The organism is Pseudomonas sp. GW821-FHT09C09 (genome assembly GCF_059418105.1).
In genome coordinates this window covers 876,775-899,748 of record NZ_JBWKPF010000002.1, presented here as the reverse complement: position 1 = coordinate 899,748, position 22,974 = coordinate 876,775, and the positions used below count along the sequence as shown (strand labels likewise).

Annotated in this window: 11 protein-coding genes; 8 read left to right on the top strand and 3 right to left on the bottom strand. The window is 60.7% G+C overall.

All coding sequences use genetic code 11. The features are described 5' to 3' along the window. The first annotated feature begins 7 nt into the window (after positions 1–7). The 7 genes from araD1 (at position 8) to AC07NR_RS08930 (ending at position 5,326) form a co-directional block, all read left to right on the top strand. Positions 8–1,000, top strand: coding sequence for an AraD1 family protein (araD1, locus tag AC07NR_RS08960; RefSeq protein WP_495078378.1), 993 nt, complete (start codon positions 8–10; stop codon positions 998–1,000). Between the two features lie 9 nt (positions 1,001–1,009). Further along, positions 1,010–2,590: an aldehyde dehydrogenase (NADP(+)) gene (locus tag AC07NR_RS08955; RefSeq protein WP_495078377.1), complete on the top strand. Its 1,581-nt coding sequence runs from the start codon at positions 1,010–1,012 to the stop codon at positions 2,588–2,590. Positions 2,591–2,788: 198 nt separating this feature from the next. After that, complete coding sequence (locus AC07NR_RS08950) at positions 2,789–3,097, top strand: DUF5629 family protein (protein ID WP_495078376.1); 309 nt, start codon at positions 2,789–2,791, stop codon at positions 3,095–3,097. After that, positions 3,094–4,269 (top strand): lactonase family protein, encoded by a 1,176-nt coding sequence (locus AC07NR_RS08945; RefSeq protein WP_248740701.1) that lies wholly within the window; start codon positions 3,094–3,096, stop codon positions 4,267–4,269. The genes AC07NR_RS08950 and AC07NR_RS08945 overlap by 4 nt, the downstream gene beginning before the upstream one ends. Positions 4,270–4,425: 156 nt before the next feature. Beyond that, complete coding sequence (locus AC07NR_RS08940; protein ID WP_007941320.1) at positions 4,426–4,605, top strand: hypothetical protein; 180 nt, start codon at positions 4,426–4,428, stop codon at positions 4,603–4,605. Between the two features lie 254 nt (positions 4,606–4,859). After that, positions 4,860–5,072, top strand: a complete 213-nt coding sequence (locus tag AC07NR_RS08935; protein ID WP_248740700.1) for a hypothetical protein — start codon at positions 4,860–4,862, stop codon at positions 5,070–5,072. Next, complete coding sequence (locus AC07NR_RS08930) at positions 5,069–5,326, top strand: hypothetical protein (RefSeq protein WP_495078375.1); 258 nt, start codon at positions 5,069–5,071, stop codon at positions 5,324–5,326. The genes AC07NR_RS08935 and AC07NR_RS08930 overlap by 4 nt, the downstream gene beginning before the upstream one ends. 5 nt (positions 5,327–5,331) lie before the next feature. On the opposite strand, the gene AC07NR_RS08925 is transcribed toward AC07NR_RS08930, so the two are convergent. Genes AC07NR_RS08925 through AC07NR_RS08915 form a run of 3 tightly spaced genes read right to left on the bottom strand, consistent with a single transcriptional unit; the run spans position 5,332 to position 10,795 of the window. Next, entirely contained in the window at positions 5,332–5,916 is a 585-nt protein-coding gene (locus tag AC07NR_RS08925; RefSeq protein ID WP_495078374.1) for a glutathione S-transferase, read from the bottom strand. Then, positions 5,913–9,554, bottom strand: coding sequence for an SbcC/MukB-like Walker B domain-containing protein (locus AC07NR_RS08920; RefSeq protein WP_495078373.1), 3,642 nt, complete (start codon positions 9,552–9,554; stop codon positions 5,913–5,915). The genes AC07NR_RS08925 and AC07NR_RS08920 overlap by 4 nt, the downstream gene beginning before the upstream one ends. Further along, positions 9,551–10,795: an exonuclease SbcCD subunit D C-terminal domain-containing protein gene (locus AC07NR_RS08915; RefSeq protein WP_248740696.1), complete on the bottom strand. Its 1,245-nt coding sequence runs from the start codon at positions 10,793–10,795 to the stop codon at positions 9,551–9,553. Before AC07NR_RS08915 ends, AC07NR_RS08920 begins: the two co-directional genes overlap by 4 nt. Before the next feature lie 419 nt (positions 10,796–11,214). On the opposite strand from AC07NR_RS08915, the gene AC07NR_RS08910 reads away from it, so the two are divergent. Then, a complete protein-coding gene (locus AC07NR_RS08910) occupies positions 11,215–22,971 on the top strand; it encodes a two-partner secretion domain-containing protein (RefSeq protein WP_495078372.1) in 11,757 nt (3,918 codons plus the stop codon). The last annotated feature ends 3 nt before the right edge of the window (positions 22,972–22,974 follow it).

Genomic DNA, 22,974 nt, shown 5'->3' with positions numbered 1-22,974 from the left:
GAACATCATGCATCTGGTTCAATTCGAATTAAGTAACGGCGAGCGCCGTGTCGGGGTGGTCGAGGGCAGTCTGGTGCGCGAAGTGCAGGATGCGCGCACGGTCCGTGATCTCGCCCTGGCCGCGATTGAAGCCGGCAGTACATTGGCGCAGCAAGTGCAATCCCTCGGCCTCGGTATCAGCCACGATTACGCGCAGTTGCTCAAAGACCTGCGCATCCTGCCGCCATTGGACCACCCGGACCCGGCGCACCTGCTGGTCAGCGGCACCGGCCTCACGCACCTCGGCAGCGCCTCGGCCCGGGACAAGATGCACCAGCAGGCCGGCGACGAAGCGGCAATGACCGACACCATGCGCATCTTCAAGTGGGGTGTGGAGGGCGGCAAACCGGCGGCGGGGCAGGCCGGGGTGCAACCGGAATGGTTCTACAAGGGCGACGGCAGCATTGTTGTGCGTCCCGGTCAGCCGTTTCCGTTGCCGCCGTTTGCCGAAGACGCCGGCGAAGAACCGGAGATGGCTGGCCTCTACGTTATCGGCCACGACGGCAAGCCGTATCGCCTTGGGTTCGCGGTGGGCAACGAGTTCTCCGATCACGTCATGGAGCGCAAGAACTACCTGTACCTGGCTCACTCGAAACTGCGCAGTTGCAGCTACGGCCCGGAGCTGCGCGTCGGTGAATTGCCGCAACATCTGGCCGGCACCAGCCGCATCCTGCGCGACGGTGAAGTGCTGTGGCAGAACGAGTTCCTCAGTGGCGAGGCCAACATGTGCCATAGCCTGGCGAACCTCGAATATCACCACTTCAAGTACAGCCAATTCTTGCGTCCGGGCGACGTGCACATTCATTTCTTCGGCACCGCGACCCTGTCATTCGCCGATGGCATCCGCACTCAGCCGGGCGACGTGTTCGAGATCAGCCAGGCCGAATTCGGTGCGCCGCTGGTCAACGGCATCGCCTCGGTTGAAGCGGTTTTCCAACCGGACAGCATCGGCACCCTTTAAGGAGATCCCATGACTCAGATTCTCGGTCACAACTACATCGGCGGGCGTCGCAGCGCGGCGGGCAGCGTCAAACTGCAGAGCATCGACGCCACGACGGGCGAGGCGCTCCCTCACAATTTCACTCAGGCGACGCAGGAGGAAGTGGACGCCGCCGCCAAAGCTGCCGCTTCTGCTTACCCGGCCTATCGCAGCTTGAGCGCCGAACGACGCGCGCAGTTCCTCGATGCAATCGCCAATGAGCTGGATGCGCTGGGCGATGATTTTGTCGCGGTGGTCTGCCGCGAGACCGCTCTGCCTGCCGGGCGGATTCAGGGTGAGCGTGGCCGCACCAGCGGCCAGATGCGGCTATTTGCCAAAGTCCTGCGGCGCGGTGATTTCTACGGCGCGCGAATCGACCTGCCGCTGCCGGATCGTCAACCGCTACCGCGTCCCGATCTGCGTCAGTACCGCATCGGCCTCGGCCCGGTGGCGGTGTTCGGCGCGAGCAACTTTCCACTGGCATTTTCCACCGCTGGCGGCGACACCACGTCGGCGCTGGCCGCCGGTTGCCCGGTGGTGTTCAAGGCCCACAGCGGCCATATGGCCACGGCCGAATTCGTGGCCGACGCGGTGATTCGTGCAGCAGAGAAAACCGCGATGCCGGCCGGTGTGTTCAACATGATCTACGGCGGTGGCGTCGGCGAGTGGCTGGTCAAGCATCCCGCCATTCAAGCCGTCGGTTTCACCGGTTCGTTGAAGGGCGGACGGGCACTGTGCGACATGGCTGCCGCGCGTCCGCAACCGATCCCGGTGTTCGCCGAGATGTCGAGCATCAATCCGGTGATCGTATTGCCCCAGGCCCTGGCCGTGCGTTCGGAAACCGTCGCCCGTGATCTGACCGCGTCGGTGGTGCAGGGCTGTGGTCAGTTCTGTACCAACCCGGGCCTGGTGATCGGCATTCGTTCGCCGCAGTTCACGGCGTTTGTTGAGCAAGTCGCTGCGCTGATCGGCGATCAACCGGCGCAAACCATGCTCAATGCCGGGACCCTTGGCAGCTATGGCAAAGGTCTGCAAAAAATCTTGGCGCATACCGGCATCGAGCATCTGGCCGGCAACCCGCAGCAAGGCAATCAGGCACAACCACAACTGTTCAAGGCCGATGTCGGTTTGTTGATCAATGGGGATGAAGTGCTTCAGGAGGAAGTGTTCGGCCCGACCACGGTGATCGTCGAGGTAGCTGATCAGGCGCAACTGAGTGCGGCGCTGCTGGGGCTGCATGGTCAGCTCACGGCGACCCTCATCGGCGAGCCGGCAGACTTCGTGCAGTTCCCGGAACTGACGCCGTTGCTGGAGCAGAAGGTCGGGCGGATCCTGCTCAACGGTTATCCGACCGGCGTTGAGGTGTGTGATTCGATGGTCCACGGCGGCCCTTATCCCGCGACCTCCGATGCCCGTGGTACGTCGGTCGGCACCCTGGCCATCGATCGCTTCCTGCGCCCGGTATGCTTCCAGAACTACCCCGACAGCCTGCTGCCGGAACCGTTGAAAAACGCCAACCCGCTGCGGATTCAGCGGCTGGTCGACGGCAAGCCTTCCCGCGAGGCCCTCTAACCACATGATCGTTCCCACGCTGCGCTTTGTTGATCGTTCCTACGCTCCGCGTGGGAACGCCTCAAGGGACGCTCCGCGTTCCAGCTTTGGAAGGGACGCGGAGCGTCCCGGGCTGCATCCCCACGCAGAGCGTGGGAACGATCAAGAGCGAGGCTTTGAGCTATCATTGCCACTTTCCCCCTGAAAGACATGATCGACATGACTGCCGTACCAGACACCCTTCTCAACGCCCTCGAACACTGCGGTATGGTCGTAATCGACGGCCTGCACGCCTTCGAATTCGCCCTCGATGAAGACGATAACCTGCATATCGAGTGCATCGATGGCCGGACGGCCAAGCATTGGGAGTTCACACCGGCCCAGGTTGAAGCGGCGACGTTCGACCAGGACCTGCAGAGCTGGTTGATCATCGGTTTTGCCAGCGACACCAAAACCGTCGGCGAACACCGTCTGGTCTGCCTCGGTGATGTACTCAGCAGCGCCGACGACGAGGATGAAACCGAATGAACATGCGTAAATTCTGGCCGTTGCTGATGGCCGGCAGCGTCGGTGCGATGGGCTTGTCCAGTGCCTCGGCCGAAAGCTTCCAGTTGCTGGTCGGCTCCTACACCGCCGGCACCAGCCAGGGCCTCTACCGGATGAACTTCGACAGCGCCACCGGCCAGATCGACGCCAAACCGCTGCAGGTGATCAAGAGCGAAAACCCGTCGTGGCTGACCCTGTCCAAGGATCAGCACCGGGTGTTCGTGGTCAACGAAAACGGCCCGGGCCAGAAAGACCCGGTCGGTCGCGTCAGCAGTTATTCGATCGATCCCAAGACCCACGCCCTGACCCTGATCAATCAGGTGCAGAGCCTGGGCAACGAGCCTACCCATTCGAGCCTCAGCGGCGATGCAAGCCATCTGTTCGTCAGCAACTACTCGGTGGTTGAAGATCCGGGCGGCACCCTCGCGGTGTTGCCGGTGGGCAGCGACGGCAAGCTCAAACCGGTGGTGCAGATGAGCGCGCACCCGGCTAGCCGGGTCAATCCCGAGCGTCAGGCCTCGAACCACGTGCACTCGACGATTTCCTCGCCGGATGGCCGTTATGTGTTCTCCAACGACCTGGGTGCAGACAAAGTCTTCGTCTACCAGTTCGACCCGAAAGCCAATCCGGACCTGCCGCTGACTCCGGCGAAAACCGCTTCGGTGCAACTGCCTCCGGGCAGCGGGCCGCGTCATCTGCTGTTCAGCGCTGACGGCAAACATGCCTGGCTGACCATGGAGATGAGCGCCCAGGTTGCCGTGTTCGATTACAAGGACGGCGTGCTGACCCAGACGCAAATGGTTGATCTGGCGGCGGGCCAGCCGACGTCGGACAAAGCCGCTGCGGCGCTGCACGCGTCCTCCGACGGCAAATTCCTCTACGTCAGCAACCGTGGCACTGCCAATCAGCTGCTGGTGTTCGCCATCGACCCGGCCAGCGGCCAGCTCAAGGAACTGCAGCGACGTTCGGTGGAAGGCGATCACCCGCGTGAGTTCAGCCTCGATCCGAGCGGCAAATTCCTGCTGATCGCCAACCAGAAGAGCAACCAGATTGTCGTGGTCGAACGCGACGGCAAGACCGGTCTGCTCGGCAAAACCGTGCAAAAACTGCCGATGGACGCCCCGAGCGACCTCAAGTTTCTCGTGCGTCAATAAGCCGCAGGCCCCGGTCTACGGGGCCTGACGCTTTGTATTAATCCTGCTGATAACAGGTAATGGTGCAAAGCATTTCAACGCAGCAACCCTCGAGCGTTAAGTTTGCTTCACGGCCCAACCGGGCAAGCAAGCCAACCGAACTCGAGGGTTACCGCCATGAATTTCAATCTCTTCTCCGTTATCGCCGCTTCTGCCATCTCTGCCACCGTTGCTCTGCCAGCCAGCGCCAACGTTGAAATCAGCGACAAAAAATCCCACACCCAGAGCTACACCCAGAAATACCTGCAACAGAGCGCCAACTTCTATGCCGCACTGGATCACAAAGCCCAACACTGAAATTTCCGTCACGCCCTGGAACTGCCCAAGGCTGCGATCCTTTGATCTTGTTTATCAAAAGCAAAATCAAAAGATCGCAGCCTTGGGCAGTTTTTTGCGTGTGTATTGTCAGGCGATAGACTTTTTCAAACGGCGAGATAGACCGGCTAAATAATCAACGAAGCTGATGGTTACTATGGCAAACGCTGAGTGGTTGCCACGGCTTTTTTGATTGATTCTGTGGGCGTCGAAACATTGTCCACGGAGCACACATCATGGCCAGTTCAATCATCACTTCCGCCAAACGCGGCGCCTATCTGGCCATCGGTCTGTACCTGGTCATGGTGCTGTTCGTCAGCCTCGCGTCCCAGTCGCAACACAGCTTCGATGCGCCGATCCAGGTCGCGCATCCCGGCGTCCAGTTCGAACTTCGCTCGCAAAACGCAGCGGTGGATTCCGTTGAACTCGCGGGAGCCGTCGGAGCATGAAAGGCTACAGATTCTGGATCATCGCCGGTCTGGCGATCATGACCAATGGCGCGTCCCTGTTGGGATTCGGCCAGGGCTCGGTCGGCGGGCTGGCCCGGGCCATAGAGGCCAACCACACCATCGCCCACAACATCGAACGGGCCAATGCGCTGGGGCTGCTGGCCGGCAATCCACCGGTGAAAAACGAAGCGAGTTTTTTCGGACCGTTCCAAGTGGATTGCTCGGCCATCGGCATGTGCCAGGTGCTGGCGTAAGGCGCTTACTTTTTCATGATGGCGGTGAACAGATCCGACTCAAGAAAGCGTTGTAACCACGCCTGCAATCTTTCATAAGGTGTTGTCGCAAACCAGTCACGATCAACATGGGCGAACTGGCGGACGAAGGGCAGCAGCGCGATATCGGCCAGGCAAGGATGATCGGTCAACAAGTAGTCGTGGTCTTCGAGCAACTCATCCAGCCTCTGCAGGAACAACGCACCTTCGGCGCGATAAACCTCCATCGGTTGTTCCGGATAACGCTCGGCGTACTTGTAGCGATTCAAATGCACCTTGAACACTTGATCGTTGGCTTCGATCAACTCGGCAATCCTTGAATCGTCACCCAGCAACCAGTTATCCGGATCATTCTGCGCCAGCGCCCAGCGCATGATTTCCAGGCTCTCATCGATCACCTGACCACCGGCATCCAGCACCGGCACCGTGCCCTTGGGCGAGATCGCCAGCATCTCCGCCGGTTTGGCCTTGAGGCTGACTTCGACGATCTCCACCGGCACGCCCGAATAGCGCAGCGCCATCCGCGCCCGCATCGCGTACGGGCAGCGGCGGAACGAATACAACGTGTTCATTTCACCTCCAGTGTGCTCAAACCATTGCCCTGGCGCTGCACCTGAATCTGCACCGGAATCCGCTCGTGCATTTCCTGCACGTGAGAAATCACCGCGACCTTGCGGCCTTGAGCCTGCAAACCGTCGAGGGCGTCCATGGCCAGTTGCAGGGATTCCGGATCGAGGCTGCCAAAGCCTTCGTCGATGAACAGCGATTCAATCTTCAGCGTGCTCGATGCCATCGACGCCAGACCCAATGCAAGAGCCAGCGACACCAGGAAGGTTTCACCGCCGGACAGCGAATGCACCGAGCGCAGTTCGTCGCCCATTTCGGTGTCCATCACCAGCAGACCCAGCATGCTGCCGCCACGTTTGAGGCGATAGCGTTTGACCAGTTGCCGCAGTTGCGCGTTGGCGTGATGCACCAGCAAGTCGAGGTTGTAAGCCTGGGCGATCTTGCGGAAGGTGTCGCCGGTGGCCGAACCGATCAAGGCATTGAGCCGCGCCCAGCGCTGATATTCGGCATAGGCATCGGCGATCTGCTGCGCCAGCGCGGAGTTGGCGTTCTGCCGGCGCTGATCTTCGACTTGCTCGGCGCGCAGTTCGGCGCAGAGCTGTTCACTGACGCCGTACTGGTTCTGTACGTCGGCGAGGGCGACAGTGAGTTGTTCGGCTTCGAGGTGGCCGTTGTGCTGCGCCTGATGTTCGAGCAACTGGCGATCGCGTTCCTGCAACAGCACTTTGGCGTGTTCCAGGGCCTTTTCGTTGCGCTGCAAACGCTCGCGCAGCTCACCGACCTGCGCGTCATCGACCCGCAACAGATCTTCGAGGCCGCCGTCATCCAGTTCCGGATGGCGAGCGCGCCAGTCGGCAATCTTGCCCGCCAGATCGCGGTCTTCGGTTTCCAGTGCCTGCAAACGCTCTTGCTGCGCTTTGAGCTCGGCGGCGATTTGCACGAGTTGCGTGCGCACGCCTTGCAGTGCTTGAGTCGTGGTGGATTCGGCGTTGCGTGCCAGTTCCACCGCGAGTTCAAGCTGCTGCTGCCAGTGCTCAGCACAATTGTGATCGCCCAGCAATTGCGCCAGTTTCTCCTGGCTGGCCTGTTGCTGAGCGGTCAGCGCGTTGAGCTGTTGCTCAGCGGTTTGCAGCTGCTGGACACGGCTCTGCTGACGATCCTGTTCCTTCTCGAGCGTCTGCTGGCGTTGTTGCTGTTCAGCCAGCTCTTCCTTCTGCTGATCGACTTGCGCCAGACGCTCGGCAATCTGCCGGTCAAGCTGCATGAAGGTCGCGGCCGGTTCGGCGCGCAGGGCTTCGTGAGTTTCGGAAGGCAACAGCGTGGCGAAGGCTGCGAGTTCTTCGTCCAGACGCTGCCGGTCAGCGCTCAGCTCGCGCTGTTGATTGCTCAGGTGCTGCGCCGCTTGCTGGTGCGCGGTTTCGGCGTGACGCAATTGCTGAGTCAGGCGTGCTGAGTCCTGTTGCAGAGTGAGTAGGGCGGTCTGGCGCTGTTCGTCCTGGGTGATGCTCTGGTTCAGTTGATCGTTCTGGCGCGTCAGCCAGGCCGCGCGCTTGTCGCTGTCCTGATTCAGCAACTGGGTTGCCAGCGGATGAGACTCGATGCTCGGCGTCAGCGCTTGCTGTTGTACCGCCAGTTGTTCCTGTTGTTGCAGCAACTCTTTCTGTTGAGCAATCACGCCACCGACGCTGGTACGCAGTTCGGTGAGTTTTTCCTTCAGTTGATCGACCGCTTGCTGCGCGTTGGCCTGTTCGCTTTCATCGTGACGACCGAGGCTTTGCAGCAGGGCTTCCGGTTGGTGATACGGATGATCGTTGCTGCCGCAGACCGGACACGGCTGGTCGTCCTGCAACTGTGCACGCAGTTCTTCGACACTGGCGCTGCGGGCCAGACGCTGACGTTCGAGCAGTTCGCGGGTGACGTTGAGGGTCTGTTCGGCGACGGTGAGTTCGGACTTGGTTTTCACCCCGTCCTGGGTCAGGCGCTCGCGCTCCTCTTGCGCATCGAGCTGGCGCTGTTGCAGCTCGGCACTGCGTTTGTCCAGTTCCTGCTGACTGGCCCACAGGCGCGTCAGATCTTCGAAGGCGCGCAGTTGTTTGCGGTTGTCCTGCAGCAGAGTGCCGAGAATGCCGATCTGCTCGGCGACCGCGTCCGGCTCGGCGCCGGCCTCCTTGAACAGCACTTCCAGTTGTTGCTTTTGCGTGGCCAGTTCTTCGGTGGCGCGGGTGGCGTTCTGTTCGAGACTCGCCAGTTCGCTTTCGCCCTTGTTCAACCGGTTGCCGATCAGCATCAGTTGCTGCAAGCGGTCGCGGTAGGCATTCCAGGCTTCGCTCAACGGTGCCAGATGAGCACTTTGCTCCAGATCGGCGGCGATGCGTTGCAGGCGCTCGGCAACCTGCTTTTGCTGATCGAGCAGGGTCTGGATTGCGCTTTGGCCCTCAGTGCTGGCCTGTTCGGCGGCCTGCTTTGCCTCGGTGCCGGAAGCAACATCCTTGGCCAGACGGGCGAGGGTGCTTTGCTCATCGAAGGCCTGGCGCAACAGCGGCGCACTTTCGCTCTGTTGCTTCTGCGCTTCGGTCAGGGCGATTTGTACAGCACTCATGTCTTGTTCAAGTTGAGCCTGACGTTCAGTCAGCTCATCTTGTTGTTGGGTGTGCGCGCTGATTTGCGCCGCCAGTGGCGTCAGCCGTGCGTCGATTTCAGCCTTGCGGGCGAACTGGTGCCGTTGCGGGGCGAGCTGTTCAAGGCGCGTCAGTCGCAAGCGTTCGCCGGCCAGCGTTTCGCGCTCATGTTCGGCGCTCTGCAGTTGCTCGGCGGCTGCCTGCTGCGCGTCCTGCAACAGGTGCAGATCCTTGAGCCAGGTGTGCTGCTGCTCAAGCTGTTTGAGCTGGGCCTGCTGCAACTTCAATTGCTGCTGGGCAGCATTGAAGCGTTCGTCGAGTTCGGCGCGGGCCTCGGGCGGCAGCGGGGTCACGCCGGTCGCTTGATCCTGCAACTGCTTGTGGGCTTCGCGGGCTTCTTTGGTCTTGTCGAACGCGCGCCGGCCGAGGCGGGTGTACAGCGCGGTGTCGGTGAGTTTTTCCAGCAGTTCGCTGCGGTCGTTGTCATCGGCCTTGAGGAACGCACTGAACTCACTCTGGGCCAGCAGCACGGCGCGGGTGAACTGTTCGAAGTTCAGGCCCAGCGCGGCTTCGAGTTGAACCTTGTACTCGCCTTTCTGGCTGGCGAGCAGTTGATCCTGATCGATGTCGCGCAGGCTCTGGCGGCTGGCCTGCAACTTGCCGCCGGCCTTTTCCCGGGCGCGGTTGGCTTCCCAGCGCGCGCGATAACGGCGGCCATCGACGCCGACGAAATCCACCTCGGCAAACCCTTCGCCCGTACCACGCCGCAGCAGGGTGCGCGGATCGCCGGTGGCGATTTCGCCGTCGGCGTCCGGCACCTTGGCGTCACGTCCGGTGTTGTTCAGACGCGGTACTGCGCCGAACAACGCCAGGCACAAGGCATCGAGCAGGGTACTTTTGCCGGCGCCGGTGGGGCCGGTGATGGCGAACAGGCCGGCGCTGGCCAGCGGTTCAGCGGTGAAGTCGATCTCGAACGGGCCGGCCAGCGAAGCAAGGTTCTTCAAACGAATGGCGAGAATCTTCATGGCTGCTCGCCCTCCATTTGTACGTCTTGCAGCAGTTCGGCGAAGTCCTTGAGGGTTTGCTCATCGACCTCGTTGCCGTAATTGTCGAGCCAGGCGCGGCTGAACAATTCCTGCGGGGTGAGATGATCCAGCTCGATCAGCGCGCTGCCGTCCTCGGCGTTGTCAGCGCCACGGTTGCCGGCGTATTCGGCGGCGATTCGCACCAGTCGTACAGCCTTGCCTTGCAAGGCGCTTTCGACTTGATGGCGCAGATCCGGTTGCGGCTCGTCGAGGGTCACGCGCACTTCCAGCCACGGCTGGCGCTGGGTTTCGGCCAGCAGGTCAATGTTCGGCAGGTCCGCCAGTTGCAGCAGGATTTCCGCCAGCGGCGCAGGGCCGAGGCGTTGCAGATTGACGGAACGGGGGATCAGTATCGGCTCGACGCTGACCAGGGTTTCTCCGTCGAGCACGACGTCGAGAATCTGGTGCTGATAACTGATTTCCGAAAACGACAACGGAATCGGCGAGCCGCTGTAGCGAATCCGTTCTTCGCCATTGACCTTCTGCGGCTTGTGCAAATGGCCGAGGGCGACATAGCTGATGCCCGGCCCGAACAGGCTGGCGGGCAAGGCTTCGGCGTTGCCAATGATCAGGCTGCGTTCGGAGTCTTCCGACACCGAGCCGCCGGCCATGTGCGCGTGGCTGATGGCGATCAGCGCCTGGCCTGGCTGGCGCCTGGCGTTGGCCGCTTCGATCAACCATTCATGCACCTGCCCAATGCCGCGCAAATAGTTGTCGCCCAGCTGTGCGCCGGTCACTTCGGCCGGGCGCAGGAACGGCAGCGCCAGACACCACGCGGCGATCTCGCCGGACGCATTCGGCAGCGGCAACAACAGGCGTTCCGAATCGAGCTGGCCGTCGTCCAGCCACAACACCCGGCCCAACGCATGGGTACGCAAACGCCGCATCAACGGCGCGGGCAACTCGATCCGCGAGCCGGAATCGTGGTTGCCGGCAATCATCACGATGGTCAGCAACGGCTGCTGCTCGTGGGCGCTCACGATGAAATCGTAGAGGCGTTCCTGGGCTTTGACCGGCGGGTTCACCGTGTCGAAGATGTCGCCGGCGATCAGCAGCACGTCCGGCTGCGCCAGCTTCAATTGGCGCAGCAGCCATTCGAGAAAACAGCTGTGTTCAAAATCGCGCTCCTGGCCGTGCAGGTTCTGCCCAAGGTGCCAGTCGGAGGTGTGAAACAGACGCAAGGCTGACTCCGCAATAAAAAAAGGTAATGGCCGCGTGGATATGAAAGCGGCGAAAGAGGGGGAGTTTACAGATTATTGGGACAGGTGGGCCGATCGGGAATTTAGAAGCCATCTCCCGAAAAGTATGACTGTATTACTACCGTTCGTCGGCAACCTTGCACGGACTCACACATTAATTGACGCCAAAATAGTGGCCATCTAATATCGCGCCACTATTGTGACATCAGTGTGCTGCTATGAGGGAGCTGGCAGATGTGTCGCGGCCTGCTCCGTGACCGATCCCGCTACATCCAGGTTGCCCCGGCAACTTTTCCTCTTACTCACTTCTCGGTCGACCGGCGTCGTGTGAATGCCTGTCGGGAAGCGCTGCGCCTGCGGTCTGCCTGCCCATTTCCGTTTGTTGCATTGAGACCTTCGACATGGACGTTCGCCAGTACGCCTTTCTCGCTCGCCTGCCATCTGCGGCCGTAAAAAAACGCGATACTTTTTGGGGCATGCCCAAGCGCGGGCTGGCGTTTCTGCTGGCCAACGTCATGTTCTGGCAACCGATGTGGGCCCAGGCCGACGGCATCGTGGTGGCCAACCCCGGCACCACCCTCGACCGCGCCGGTAACGGCGTACAAATCATCAACATCGCCACGCCTAACGGCAGCGGCCTGTCGCACAACCAGTTTCATGAGTACAACGTCAGCGCCCAGGGCGTCATCCTCAACAACGGTTCCAGTCAGGCTTCCTCCACTCAACTGGGCGGCTACATCATTGATAACCCGCACCTGAAGAACAGCGGGTCGGCCCAGGCGATTCTCAACGAGGTCATCGGCGGCAGCCCGAGCCAGCTGCGCGGTTACACCGAAGTGGCAGGGCAGTCGGCGCGAGTCATCGTTGCCAACCCGTACGGCATCAGTTGCAACGGTTGCGGTTTCATCAATACGCCGCGCGTGACCTTGACCACCGGTAAACCGGTGCTCGATGGCAGCGGCCGACTGGACCGGTTCCAGGTCGATCAGGGTTCGGTCGCCATCGAAGGCGCCGGGCTCAATGCGACCAACGTCGACCGTTTCGAAATCATCACCCGCAGCGCGAAGATCAACGCCGAGATTCAGGCGAAAAACCTCGCCATCATCGCCGGTCGCAACGACGTCAACGCCGACAACCTCAATGCCACGGCCCGCGCCGATGACGGCAGCGCCAAGCCACAGCTGGCTATCGACTCCTCGGCACTGGGCGGCATGTACGCCGGGGCGATCAAACTGGTCGGCACAGAGGCCGGGGTCGGGGTGAAACTCGACGGCAAGCTGATTGCCAGCGGCGGCGACATCCAGCTCGATGCCAACGGTCAATTGAGCATGGTCGATACCTCGGCCACCGGCGCAGTCAACGTCAAAGCCGCCAGCCTCGATGCGCGTGGACCGGTCTACGCCGGTACGGCACTGAACGTGCAAACCCAAGGCAATCTGAACAACCAGCAAACCCTCGCGGCCCGGGACAGCATCAACCTCAGCGCCGGTGGGCAAATCACCAACGGTGGGGTCATCGAAGCCGGGGTGAATGCCGATGGCGGTCGCAATGCCAACGGTGATGTGAGCCTGAGTGCGCAAACTGTCGTCAACAACGGCAAGAGCATCGTGGCCAGTCGCAATCTTGCGGTGAATGCCACGCAGGTCCTGAGCAACCAGGGTGGCACCCTGAGTGCGGCTCAAAACCTCAATGTGGTTGCCGGGACACTGGACAACCAGAATGACGGTCAAGTCCTGAGCAATGGTGCGCTTAACGTCACCGCCAATCAGGCGCTCAATACCCGCGGCTTGATCAACGGCAAGGGGGGCGTGACAGCCACCATCGGTCAGTTGAACAACAGCAGTGGCGAGGTTTCCAGTGCCGGGGTCACGCGACTCAACGGTACGGCGTTGAATAACGTCGGCGGTCAGGTTCTTGGCGATCTTGGGCTCAACATCGATCTGAGCGCCGCCTTGGACAATCGCGACGGTGTGCTCGGTTCGGCGCTGGCACTCGACCTCAAGGCCGGCAGTCTCGATAACCGCGACGCCGGGGTAGTGGTCAGTGACGGGCGACTTGTGGTGCGTGTCGGCGGTCTGCTCGACAACCGCAACAAGGGTGAAATCACCGCCAAAGGCGCTATCGATGTGCGGGCAGGGCATCTCGATAACCGTGATGGCAAGGTTTCCGGCAAGGGTACGCTGCAGTTGCGCAGCGATACGGCGGACAACCGTGGCGGGCTGATCCAGGCCGATGGGGCATCGACGCTGACGGTCGATCGCCTGGACAACCGTGACAACGGGCTGATCATCGGCAAGGCCGGCATTGCCTACGAAGGTACGCGGCTGGACAACACCAAGGGTCTGGTCAGTGCGGTGGGTGCGGTAAGCATCAAGGCCGGCGAAGTGCAGAACGCCGCAGGACGGATTTCCAGCCAAGGCGATTTGATCGCCACGATCGGTCTACTGCAACAGCAGGGTGGAGCATTGGTCGCGCAGGGCAATCTGAGCCTGACCGGCAGCACACTCGACAACCGCAATGGCGGTCTGGTCGGCAGCAAGAAAGCGTTGACCGTTACGGTGGACGACATCGACAACCGGGCGGGCGAGATCTCCAGCAGCCAGCTGTTGAACATCAAGGGCCAGCGACTGGACAACAGCGATGGCGGCAAGATTCTGACCGATACCGACCTGGGGCTGGTCGTCGCCAGGCTGATCAACCAGAACAAAGGCCTGATCGCTGCAAAGGGTGCAACGACCCTGAGTGGCCGATCGCTCGATAACAGCGGCGGCACCTTCGACAGCCTCAAAGGGCTGTCGATTACACTCGATGATGCACTGATCAACACGCAAGGCCTGATCAGCAGCGAAGGCAAACTGACCATCAATGCCGGGCGGATCGATAACAGCACCGGCAGCCTGAGCAGCGCCGGTGCGCTGGCGTTGACCAGCAATGGCGCGCTCATCAACCGCAACGGTGCCATCAGCACCGACAGCACCCTGTCACTCGACAGCGCCAGCTTCGATAACAGTCAGAAAGGCCTGATCTCCGGCAAGGATACCAGCCGGATCGTCACCGGTGACGTCGACAACAGCCAGGGTGGGCGGATTATCAGCGGCGGTTCGCTGGACTTCACTGCGGTGCAGGTCAACAACCAGAAAGGTCGAATCGCCAGTCAACTCGCCCTGAATGCGTCGGTGCGAGGGCTCGATCAGCAGGGTGGTGAGCTGTTCAGCAAAACCAGTCTGAGTCTCGACCTGAACAATGGTCAGTTGAACAACCAGAACGGTTTGATCAACGCCCACGGCGAACTGCTGCTCAAGCAACTCAATGGCGTGAACAACCAGGGTGGTGAGATCTCCAGCCAGCAAGCCTTCACGTTCGCTGCCCATGACCTCGATAACAGCAACGGCAAACTGCTGAGCCAGCAAGGTCTGGTCGTGCGTATCGCACAAGCGCTGAACAACACCAAAGGTGTCATTTCCGCGGCATCGCTGGATAGCCACAGCGACAGCCTGGACAACCGCGAGGGCTTGATCAGCAGCGACGGCCAACTGACGCTCGCCACGGATCAGACTCTGGATAACCGTGCCGGCAACATTGTCGGCAAATCCGATGCGACGGTGCAGGCGAAAAAACTCGACAACCAGCACGGCCAGTTGATCGCTACGGGCGTGCTCAAAATCGATGCCGAAGCGCTCGACAACCGCCTGAACGGTCTGGTGGGCTCGACGAAGGCCCTGACCTTGAATGTCGTTGACCTGGATAACCGTGGCGGTGAAATCAGCACCAACAGCGATCTGCAGGTCACCGGTAAAAAGCTTGATAACAGCGACGCGGGCAAAATCTTCACCGGCCAGGCGTTGACGTTGACCGTCGAACAGTTGATCAACCGCAACAAGGGTCTGATCAGTGCCGGCACAACCTTCGGTGTACAGGGCGGTTCGCTGGACAACAGTGGCGGGGAGCTGGTGAGCCAACAGGCCATGGGCCTGACGTTGACCGGTGCATTCGACAACAGCCAGGGCAACGTCAGCAGCGAAAACCTGTTGACCGTCAAAACCTCGCAACTGACCAACGTCAGGGGCAGCCTGTCCAGTGCCTCGGACCTGACGCTCGACAGCAGCGGCAAGGTTGATAACCAGGGCGGTGCGATCGTTACCGATGGGGCTCTGATCCTCTCCAGCAGCAGCCTCGACAACCGCCAGGCCGGCACCCTGAGTGCCAGCAAGGCCGTCACCGTCACCACGGGGGCATTTGATAACAGCACCGGTCGACTCAGCAGTGCCGATACGCTCAATCTTGTTGCCGGCCAGGTCATCAACCGTGATGGCGGCCAGATCGCCAGTGAGGGTGCGTTGAAGGCATCGGTCACCGGGCTCGATCAGCAGGGCGGCAAGCTGTTCAGCAATTCCAGTCTGATCCTGGACATGAACAACGGACAGTTGAACAACCAGAACGGCCTTATCAAAAGCCCGGGCAGTCTGCTGCTCAAGCAACTCAATGACGTGAACAACCAGGGCGGGCAAATCTCCAGCGGCGAAGCCTTCACCCTCACCGCGCAGAACCTCGACAACAGCAACGGCAAAGTTCTGAGCACTCAGGGTCTGACCCTGCGCATCGCCCAGGCACTGGACAACGTCAAAGGCCTGATCGGCGCCGCCACCATCGACGCACACAGTGCCAGCCTGAACAACAGCGGCGGTAGCCTGATCAGCCGTGGCGACCTCGACCTCACCGTAGACGGCTTGTTGCGCAATGACAGCGATGGCCTGACGAGTGCGGCGCAGGCGCTGCGCGTCCGCACTGCCGACCTGAACAACCAGGGCGGCATATTGCAGGGCGTCAGTGCCGTTACGCTCGATGCCATGGCGCTGAACAACCGCGACAAAGGTTTGATCAACAGTCAGGGCAGCCTGTCGCTGACGGCGAAATCCCTGGACTCCAGCAACGGTGGCGAAGTCTCCGCCAGCGGTGACATCGATCTGACCCTGACCTCGCTGACCCAGAACGGCGGGCGTCTGCTGGGCGACAAAGCCGTAACCGTGGATCTGACCAATGGCGATCTCGACAACCGCAACGGCTTGCTGACCGCCAAGGGACCGCTGACCCTCAAACGCCTGCGCGACCTGAACAACCAGGATGGCGAAATCTCCAGCAACCTGGGTTTTGATGTCATCGGGCGGCTCTTGAACAACAGTGCCGGCAAGTTGATCAGCGGCGAAAAACTGAAGATCAGCGGCACCACACTGACCAACCGGAATGGCCTGATGTCGGGTTGGCAGGCACTGAGCGTTAACGGTGACAGTCTGGACAACCGCGACAGCGGCACGCTGTCCAGCCGCAATGGTGACGTGAGCGTCGAGCTCAAGGACGCGCTGCTCAACAGCAACGCCGGCGCACTGGTCGCGCAAGGCAATCTGGACGTCAAGGCCGGCAGTCTGGACAACAGCAACAAGGGCATCCTCAGCAGCGTGGCGGGGCAGACCCTCACGCTCAATGGCGCACTCGACAACCATCAGGGCGGCTTGATCAACAGCGGCGCCGCACTGGACATCACCAGCGCTGCGCTGACCAACGCCGATGGCTCCATCAACGCACTCGGGGCGATCAACGCCAGCGCTTCTAGCCTGGACAACAGCGCCGGCAAGTTCGCTGCCAACGATGCGATCACCCTGAACCTGGCGGGGCAGTTGAACAACAACGCCGGCAAACTGGCCGGCACAGGCCCGGTGGTGATCAAAGGCGTCACGGATTTAAGCAACCGCAACGGTCAGATCGCCAGCCAGGGCTCACTGCAACTGCTGACCGGCTCCCTCGACAACGGCGGCGCCGGCACCATTGCGGCGAAGGATCAATTGCAGATCACCGCCAGTGCAGCGGTGCGTAACGATGGCGACGGCCTGATCTACAGCCAGAACGCCGATTTGCAGCTCAAAGCCGCCAGCCTCGCCAATGGTAAAGGGGCGATCCAGAGCCAGACCGGCCTGACCCTCGATATCGCGGGCGACCTCGATAACCAGAGCGGCAAAGTCATCGCCCAAGAGGGCAGTGTGGTTGTCAGCGCGGCCAACATCGACAACCGTGGCGGCATTCTGTCCAGCATCAAGGGCGCGCTCGAGGCGCGAACCGTCGGCGTACTGCGCAACGGTTTCGACCTGAACAACAACCGCCAGGGTGGCGTCATCCAGGCGCAGGGCCTGAAGCTGTCGGCACTGGCCGGCCTCGACAACAACGGCGGGCGTCTCTCTGCGCAAGGCACCGACGCGAACATTACTACCGCCGCATTCGATAACCGCAATGGCGTGATCTATGCCAAGGGACTGGTCGGCGTAACGGGCTCGAGCCTGGACAACGGCGCCGGGCAGATCGCCGGTCAACGCATCGACTTCGGTTTGAGCGGTGCATTGAGCAACGGCGCGGGTGTCATTGAAAGCAACAGCCAATTGACCGTCAAAGCCGCCAGCGTCAATAACCAGAATGGTCGCCTGCGCTCGCTGGGGACTGACGGCAAGACCGAATTCCAGATTGGCGGTCTGCTCGACAACCGCAATGGTGTGCTGGAAACCGCCAACACCGATATGACGCTGGCCGTCGGTAGCTTCCTCAACGAGGGGGGCCAGCTCAACCATGTCGGACGTGGCCGGTTCGATATCTCCACGGCCAATGTGCTCGGTGCGGGTGGCAGCATCACCACGGGCGGGCTGCTCGATCTGACGGCTGACACCTGGAACAACTCCAGCGTGATCCAGGCCGGACGCCTGAACGTGAATGTCCGGCAATTCAGCCAGAGTGCCAGCGGCAAACTGCTGGCCTCCGATCTTCTGCAGATACGCGGAGGCAACTGGAGCAACGACGGTCTTCTCGCCAGCGATGGCGTCATCGACATGCAACTGAGCGGCACCTATGGCGGCAATGGCCGGATGTCGAGCCTGCGCGGGCTGAACCTGAGCGCCGCGCAAGTCAATATCGGTGGCGCCGGCAGCATCGCCAGTGGCGGATCGTCGACGATCAGTACCGGTGGAGCACTCATCAACTCGGGCCGCATCACGTCCAGTGAAGATCTGACGGTCAACGCCGGCAGTGTCGCCAACTACGGCACCTTGGGCGCGGCGCAGAACCTGAACATCAATACCGGCAGTTTGCTCAATGATCGCGGGCTGATTTTCAGCGGCAACGACATGACGCTGAGTGTTGGCAATCTGACGAACCAGAACGGCGACTTCTACGGTCTGGGCAACGTGACCATCAAGGGCTATGGCACTGCGCAGGCCAGCCAGGTCTCGAACCTGTCGGGCTCGATGGAAAGTGGAAAGACTTTCAAGATCGACGCTGCCAACTTCGCCAACCGTACTTCCGGCGATGACGGCACGCAAAACTTCGCTCTGAATCGCAAGCTGGTGTCCGGCTTCATCGCCGTGCAGTGTGGCGATTGCTCGGGTGGCACCTACGACGTCAACCTGATTGCCCGTGAAGTGTTCGAGGGCGGTCAGGACAACGACACCACGGCGTCCTCGTTGTTGAGGGCGGGTGGCGATTTCGTTTTCAACGGCGGTGAATTCCTCAACAGCAAAAGTACCCTCAGTGCGTCGGGCAACATCACCATCAACGCCACCAATATGAGGAACGTCGGCGCGGTCAGTGGCAGCGTCGAACGGACGCGTATCTATCGCACCGGTGCAATCGACTCGGGCTCGTTCAACACGTTCATGCCTGAGGTGGTGGCGTACAACCAGCGTAACAACCCTGATTTCCCCAACGTCTACTACATCGACGGCACTGGCCAATTCGCTCAGGGTGTCGTGACCTCCGGCACCGAACGTGAGAAAGGCCATGATGGTGGCATGATCCGTGTCATCACGATCAAGGATTCCGTGACGAACAAGGGGGTCAGCGACCTTACCCTGTCCGGATACGCCTGGGGTAACACCAGCCTTCAATCTCAGTACGACGCCAATAACCTGGTGCAAATGCCGACCCGATTGCAGGGTTTTGAGCTGAGGGACGACAAGGAAATCGCGCGCGATGGCAGCAGCGTAAACTCCGGTCGCAACGCCGTCATCCAGGCTGGCGGCAACGTATCGATCACCGCCACCCAGGATCTGAAAAACAGCGTCATCCATCAGGATTACGGCTCCACCGGCGGTGCCAACAAGGTCGGCAACACCAACGTGGGCGCGACCGGCACAACCGTCATCCGGGTCAACAGCCAGTTGCCGCCTGATCTGGCGCAACAGCAAGTCAACCCGCTGACCCTGCCGGGCTTCTCCCTGCCAACCGGCGACAAAGGCCTGTTCCGTATGAGCACCGAGGGGGCCAGTGATCTTGCCCCGGTCGTCGCCACCGGACCATCACCGACCTGGACCGTGGCCGGTGAGTCGGTCAACGCCGAGCAGCATCTGGTCGCAGGCAGCAGCGGTGGCCCGCGCAGCTTGTTGGTCGACACGCCCGCGCCGGTCTCTGACAGCACTCGCGCCGTCGACACCTTCAGACGTGACCCGACGATGGTCAAGGCGGTTGCCAGCACGCTCGACGTGAATCTCCCGGTAACGCCCGCCGGTCCGGGCCGTAGCGGTCGGGGCAATGATGCTCGGGAGTCGGTCGACACTCGACCGGTCACTCGCGTAACCGGCCTGCCGGACACCAAGGCCCCGGCCAACGGCCACAAATACCTGATCGAAACCAACCCGGCGCTGACCAACCTCAAGTCCTTCATGAGTTCGGACTATTTGCTCGGCAAGCTGGGTTACGACCCCGATCAGAGCGCCAAGCGCCTCGGTGACGGTCTGTTCGAACAGCGTCTGGTCCAGCAAGCAGTGACCGCCCGAACCGGCCAGGCCTTCATCGACGGTCGCAGCAACAACGAGGACATGTTCCGCTACCTGATGGACAACGCCATCGCCAGCAAGGACTCCCTCCACCTGTCGGTGGGCGTGGGCCTCACGGCCGAACAGGTGGCGGCGCTGACCCACGACATCGTCTGGCTCGAAGAGCACGAAGTGAACGGCGAAAAAGTGCTGGTGCCGGTGCTGTACCTGGCCCAGGCCAACGGCCGCCTCGGCCCGACCGGCGCGCTGATTGCAGGTAACGATGTGACGCTGATTGCCGGCGGCAACCTGGACAACGTCGGGACGTTGAAGGCGACGAACAACCTGTCGGCGACAGCCAGCAAGGACATCGTCAACAGCGGCCTGATCGAGGCGGGTAACCGTCTGGACCTGCTGGCGACCAACAATATCGTCAACAAGTCCGGCGGCATCATCACCGGCCGCGATGTGAACCTGACCACTCGCACCGGGGACGTGACCAATGAACGCACGATCACCTCCTCCGACAACAGCACCCGGTTTGGCACCCAGCATCATGACTACGCCGACAACGCGGCAAGGATCGAAGCGGCCAATGACCTGACCGTCAAAGCGGCCAAAGACATCAACATCGCCGGCGGCGTGATGAAGAGTGGCCAGGACATGGTCCTGAATGCCGGGCGCGACATCAACGTTTCATCCGTCCAGGTCAACAACAGCGTTTTCCAGGACGACCGCCACAACAGCAGCGACGTCACCCAACTGGGTGCCGAGATCGACGCCGGGCGCGACTTCAAGGCCGATGCCAAACGTGATATCGCCGTTGTTGCGAGCCAGATCGATGCCAAGCGCGATGCATCGATCAAGGCCACGGGAGACTTGCTGATCACTTCGGCGGCGGACGAAACCCACTCACTGTCGAAGAGCAAGAAGCTCACGGTCCAGGAGGATCATGTCAGCCAGGTCATGTCCGGTATTTCGGCTGGCGGCGACGTCAGGCTGGATGCGGGTAAAGACCTCAGTGTGGTGTCCAGTCGTGTGACGGCGGGCGATGAGGCGTATCTGGTGGCGGGGAACAATTTGGAGGTCCTGGCCAAACAGGACTCGGATTACTCGCTTTACGACAAGAAGAAAAAGGGCAGTTTCGGCAGCCTCAAAACCAAGCGTGATGAAGTCACCAACATCACGCACGTGGGCAGTGAGATCACCTCGGGTGGCGACCTGACCCTGAAAAGTACCGGTGATCAGCGCTATCAAGTGGCGAAACTGGATAGTGGTCACGACATCACGCTCGACAGTGGTGGCTCCATCACATTTGAAGGGGTCAAGGATCTACACGATGAGAGCCATACCAAGAGCAACAGCAACGCGGGATGGAACTCGGCAAAAGGCAAGGGCAATACGGATGAAACCCTGCGCCAAAGCGAGCTGACAGCCAACGGCAAACTCGTCATCAAAGCTGTTGACGGTTTGAAGATCGATATCAAAAAGATCGACCAGCAAAGTGTCAGTCAGACCATCGACACCATGGTCGCGGCTGATCCAAAACTGGCCTGGCTCAAAGAGGCGGAACTGCGGGGCGACGTTGACTGGCGCCGTGTCGAGGAAATTCACAAGAGCTTCAAGTACTCGAACTCCGGGCTGGGTGTAGCTGCGCAACTGGTTCTGGCCATTGTGCTCGCAGCGGTCACCGGGGGCGCGGGCGCAGGTTTGATTGGTGCCACTGCCGGAACCTTTACCGCAGGTGTTGCCAACGCGGTTCTGATAGCCGTCGAGACCACCGCCGCCAATAGTGCGATCAGCAACAAAGGTGATTTGGGCTCGGTGCTCAAAGACGTCTTCAGCAGCGACAACATCCAGAGCTATGTGCTTTCCGGGATGCTGGGCGGGATCGGTACAGGTCTTGGTTACAACCCGACCGAACTCGGGTTCGACTGGAACAGCGCAGGGCAGGTGGTTCTCAAGACCAGTGCCGACACGCTTGCCCAGACAGCTCTGCAGGGCGGCAGCCTGGGCGATAACTTCATCAACAATATGTTGGGTGCTGTTATCGACATCGGCGGTGCTCTGGCGGCCAACAAAATCGGCAATTTGAATCTGGTGGATGGAAGCCCGACCAAGATTGCAGCGCACGCGCTTGTGGGTGGTCTGAAATCCATGGCCATGGGCGGAGACTTCAAGACCGGAGCCTTGGCGGGTGGCGCGAACGAGGCCATGGTTCAATACCTGGCGGATTTGATACTGCCTGCCGATTACGATCCGAATATGCCGGGGGCCGGTCAGTCCAAAGCCAACCTGTTGGCGATGTCGCAGTTGATGGCCGTGCTTTCTGCTGTGCTTGCCGGGACCGACCCCAATATCGCTGCGAACATTGCGGCCACGGCTACGCAGTACAACTACCTGTCGCACTCGGATCTTGAGCGCGCTGCGAAGGAGATGATCAACTGCGGAAACGACTCGACCTGCGCAAACAAGGCTTATGGCGAATACCATGAGCTGAGCCAGAAACAGGATATTGAGGCGGTCGCACAGTGTGCATCCAATCCGGATCGATGCGGTCCCTTCTCCAGTCTGGTTGCCGACGCGGAGAGCAAAGCCCAGAAACTCAAAGACCTGGCCGCTTCTGCATCACCTGAAGCCGCTCACCTCTTTGATCTGCTGATCACCGAGAACTATGGCTTCCAGAACATGCTGGCGGGCATTACCGCCGGGCATACGGTTGCAGCTATTGCCGACACGCTGGTCCAGACGCTCGGTATCAGTCATGAATTGGCGATGGCGGCTGTTGAAGGTCTAGCGCAGAGCGTGTCTGCCATCGCGCCGACGATCAAAACGCCTGGAGGTGGGAAGGGCGGGACGAAGGGGGGAGAAGGAACTGGTGGCTCAAAAGGGGGCGGTGGAGGACCAAAAGGCTGGGAGCGGGGGCCAGTGGTCAACCCGACGACAGCGCAGGTCGCGACTGCTGAAAAGATGGGTGTTGATCCGCGTTGGGTGAAACCTGACGGAAGCCCTGATTGGCCAACAAAAGAAAATAATGGTTTTGACGGGGGGTTCCATAGGGAGCCGACGATTACCGAGTTCCAGCCGGGTCGTACGTTTGACAGATTTGGTGGTCGTTATGATGATAAAGGTAACTTCAATGATCAGGGTAAATTTGCGGCTCCGATTGACGTACCGTTTGAAAATCGCGCCTTGCCTGACTCAAGCCTGAATTCTCCTTATAGGCAGTATGAAGTCTTGAAGCCCATCCCAGGTGTAAACGCTGGACCTGCATCCCCTTGGTTTGGAAAACCTGGTATGGGGACGCAGTATCAATTGCCAATGAGCATTGACGAGTTGGTGACGCAAGGTTACATCAAACAGATAAAGTAACTT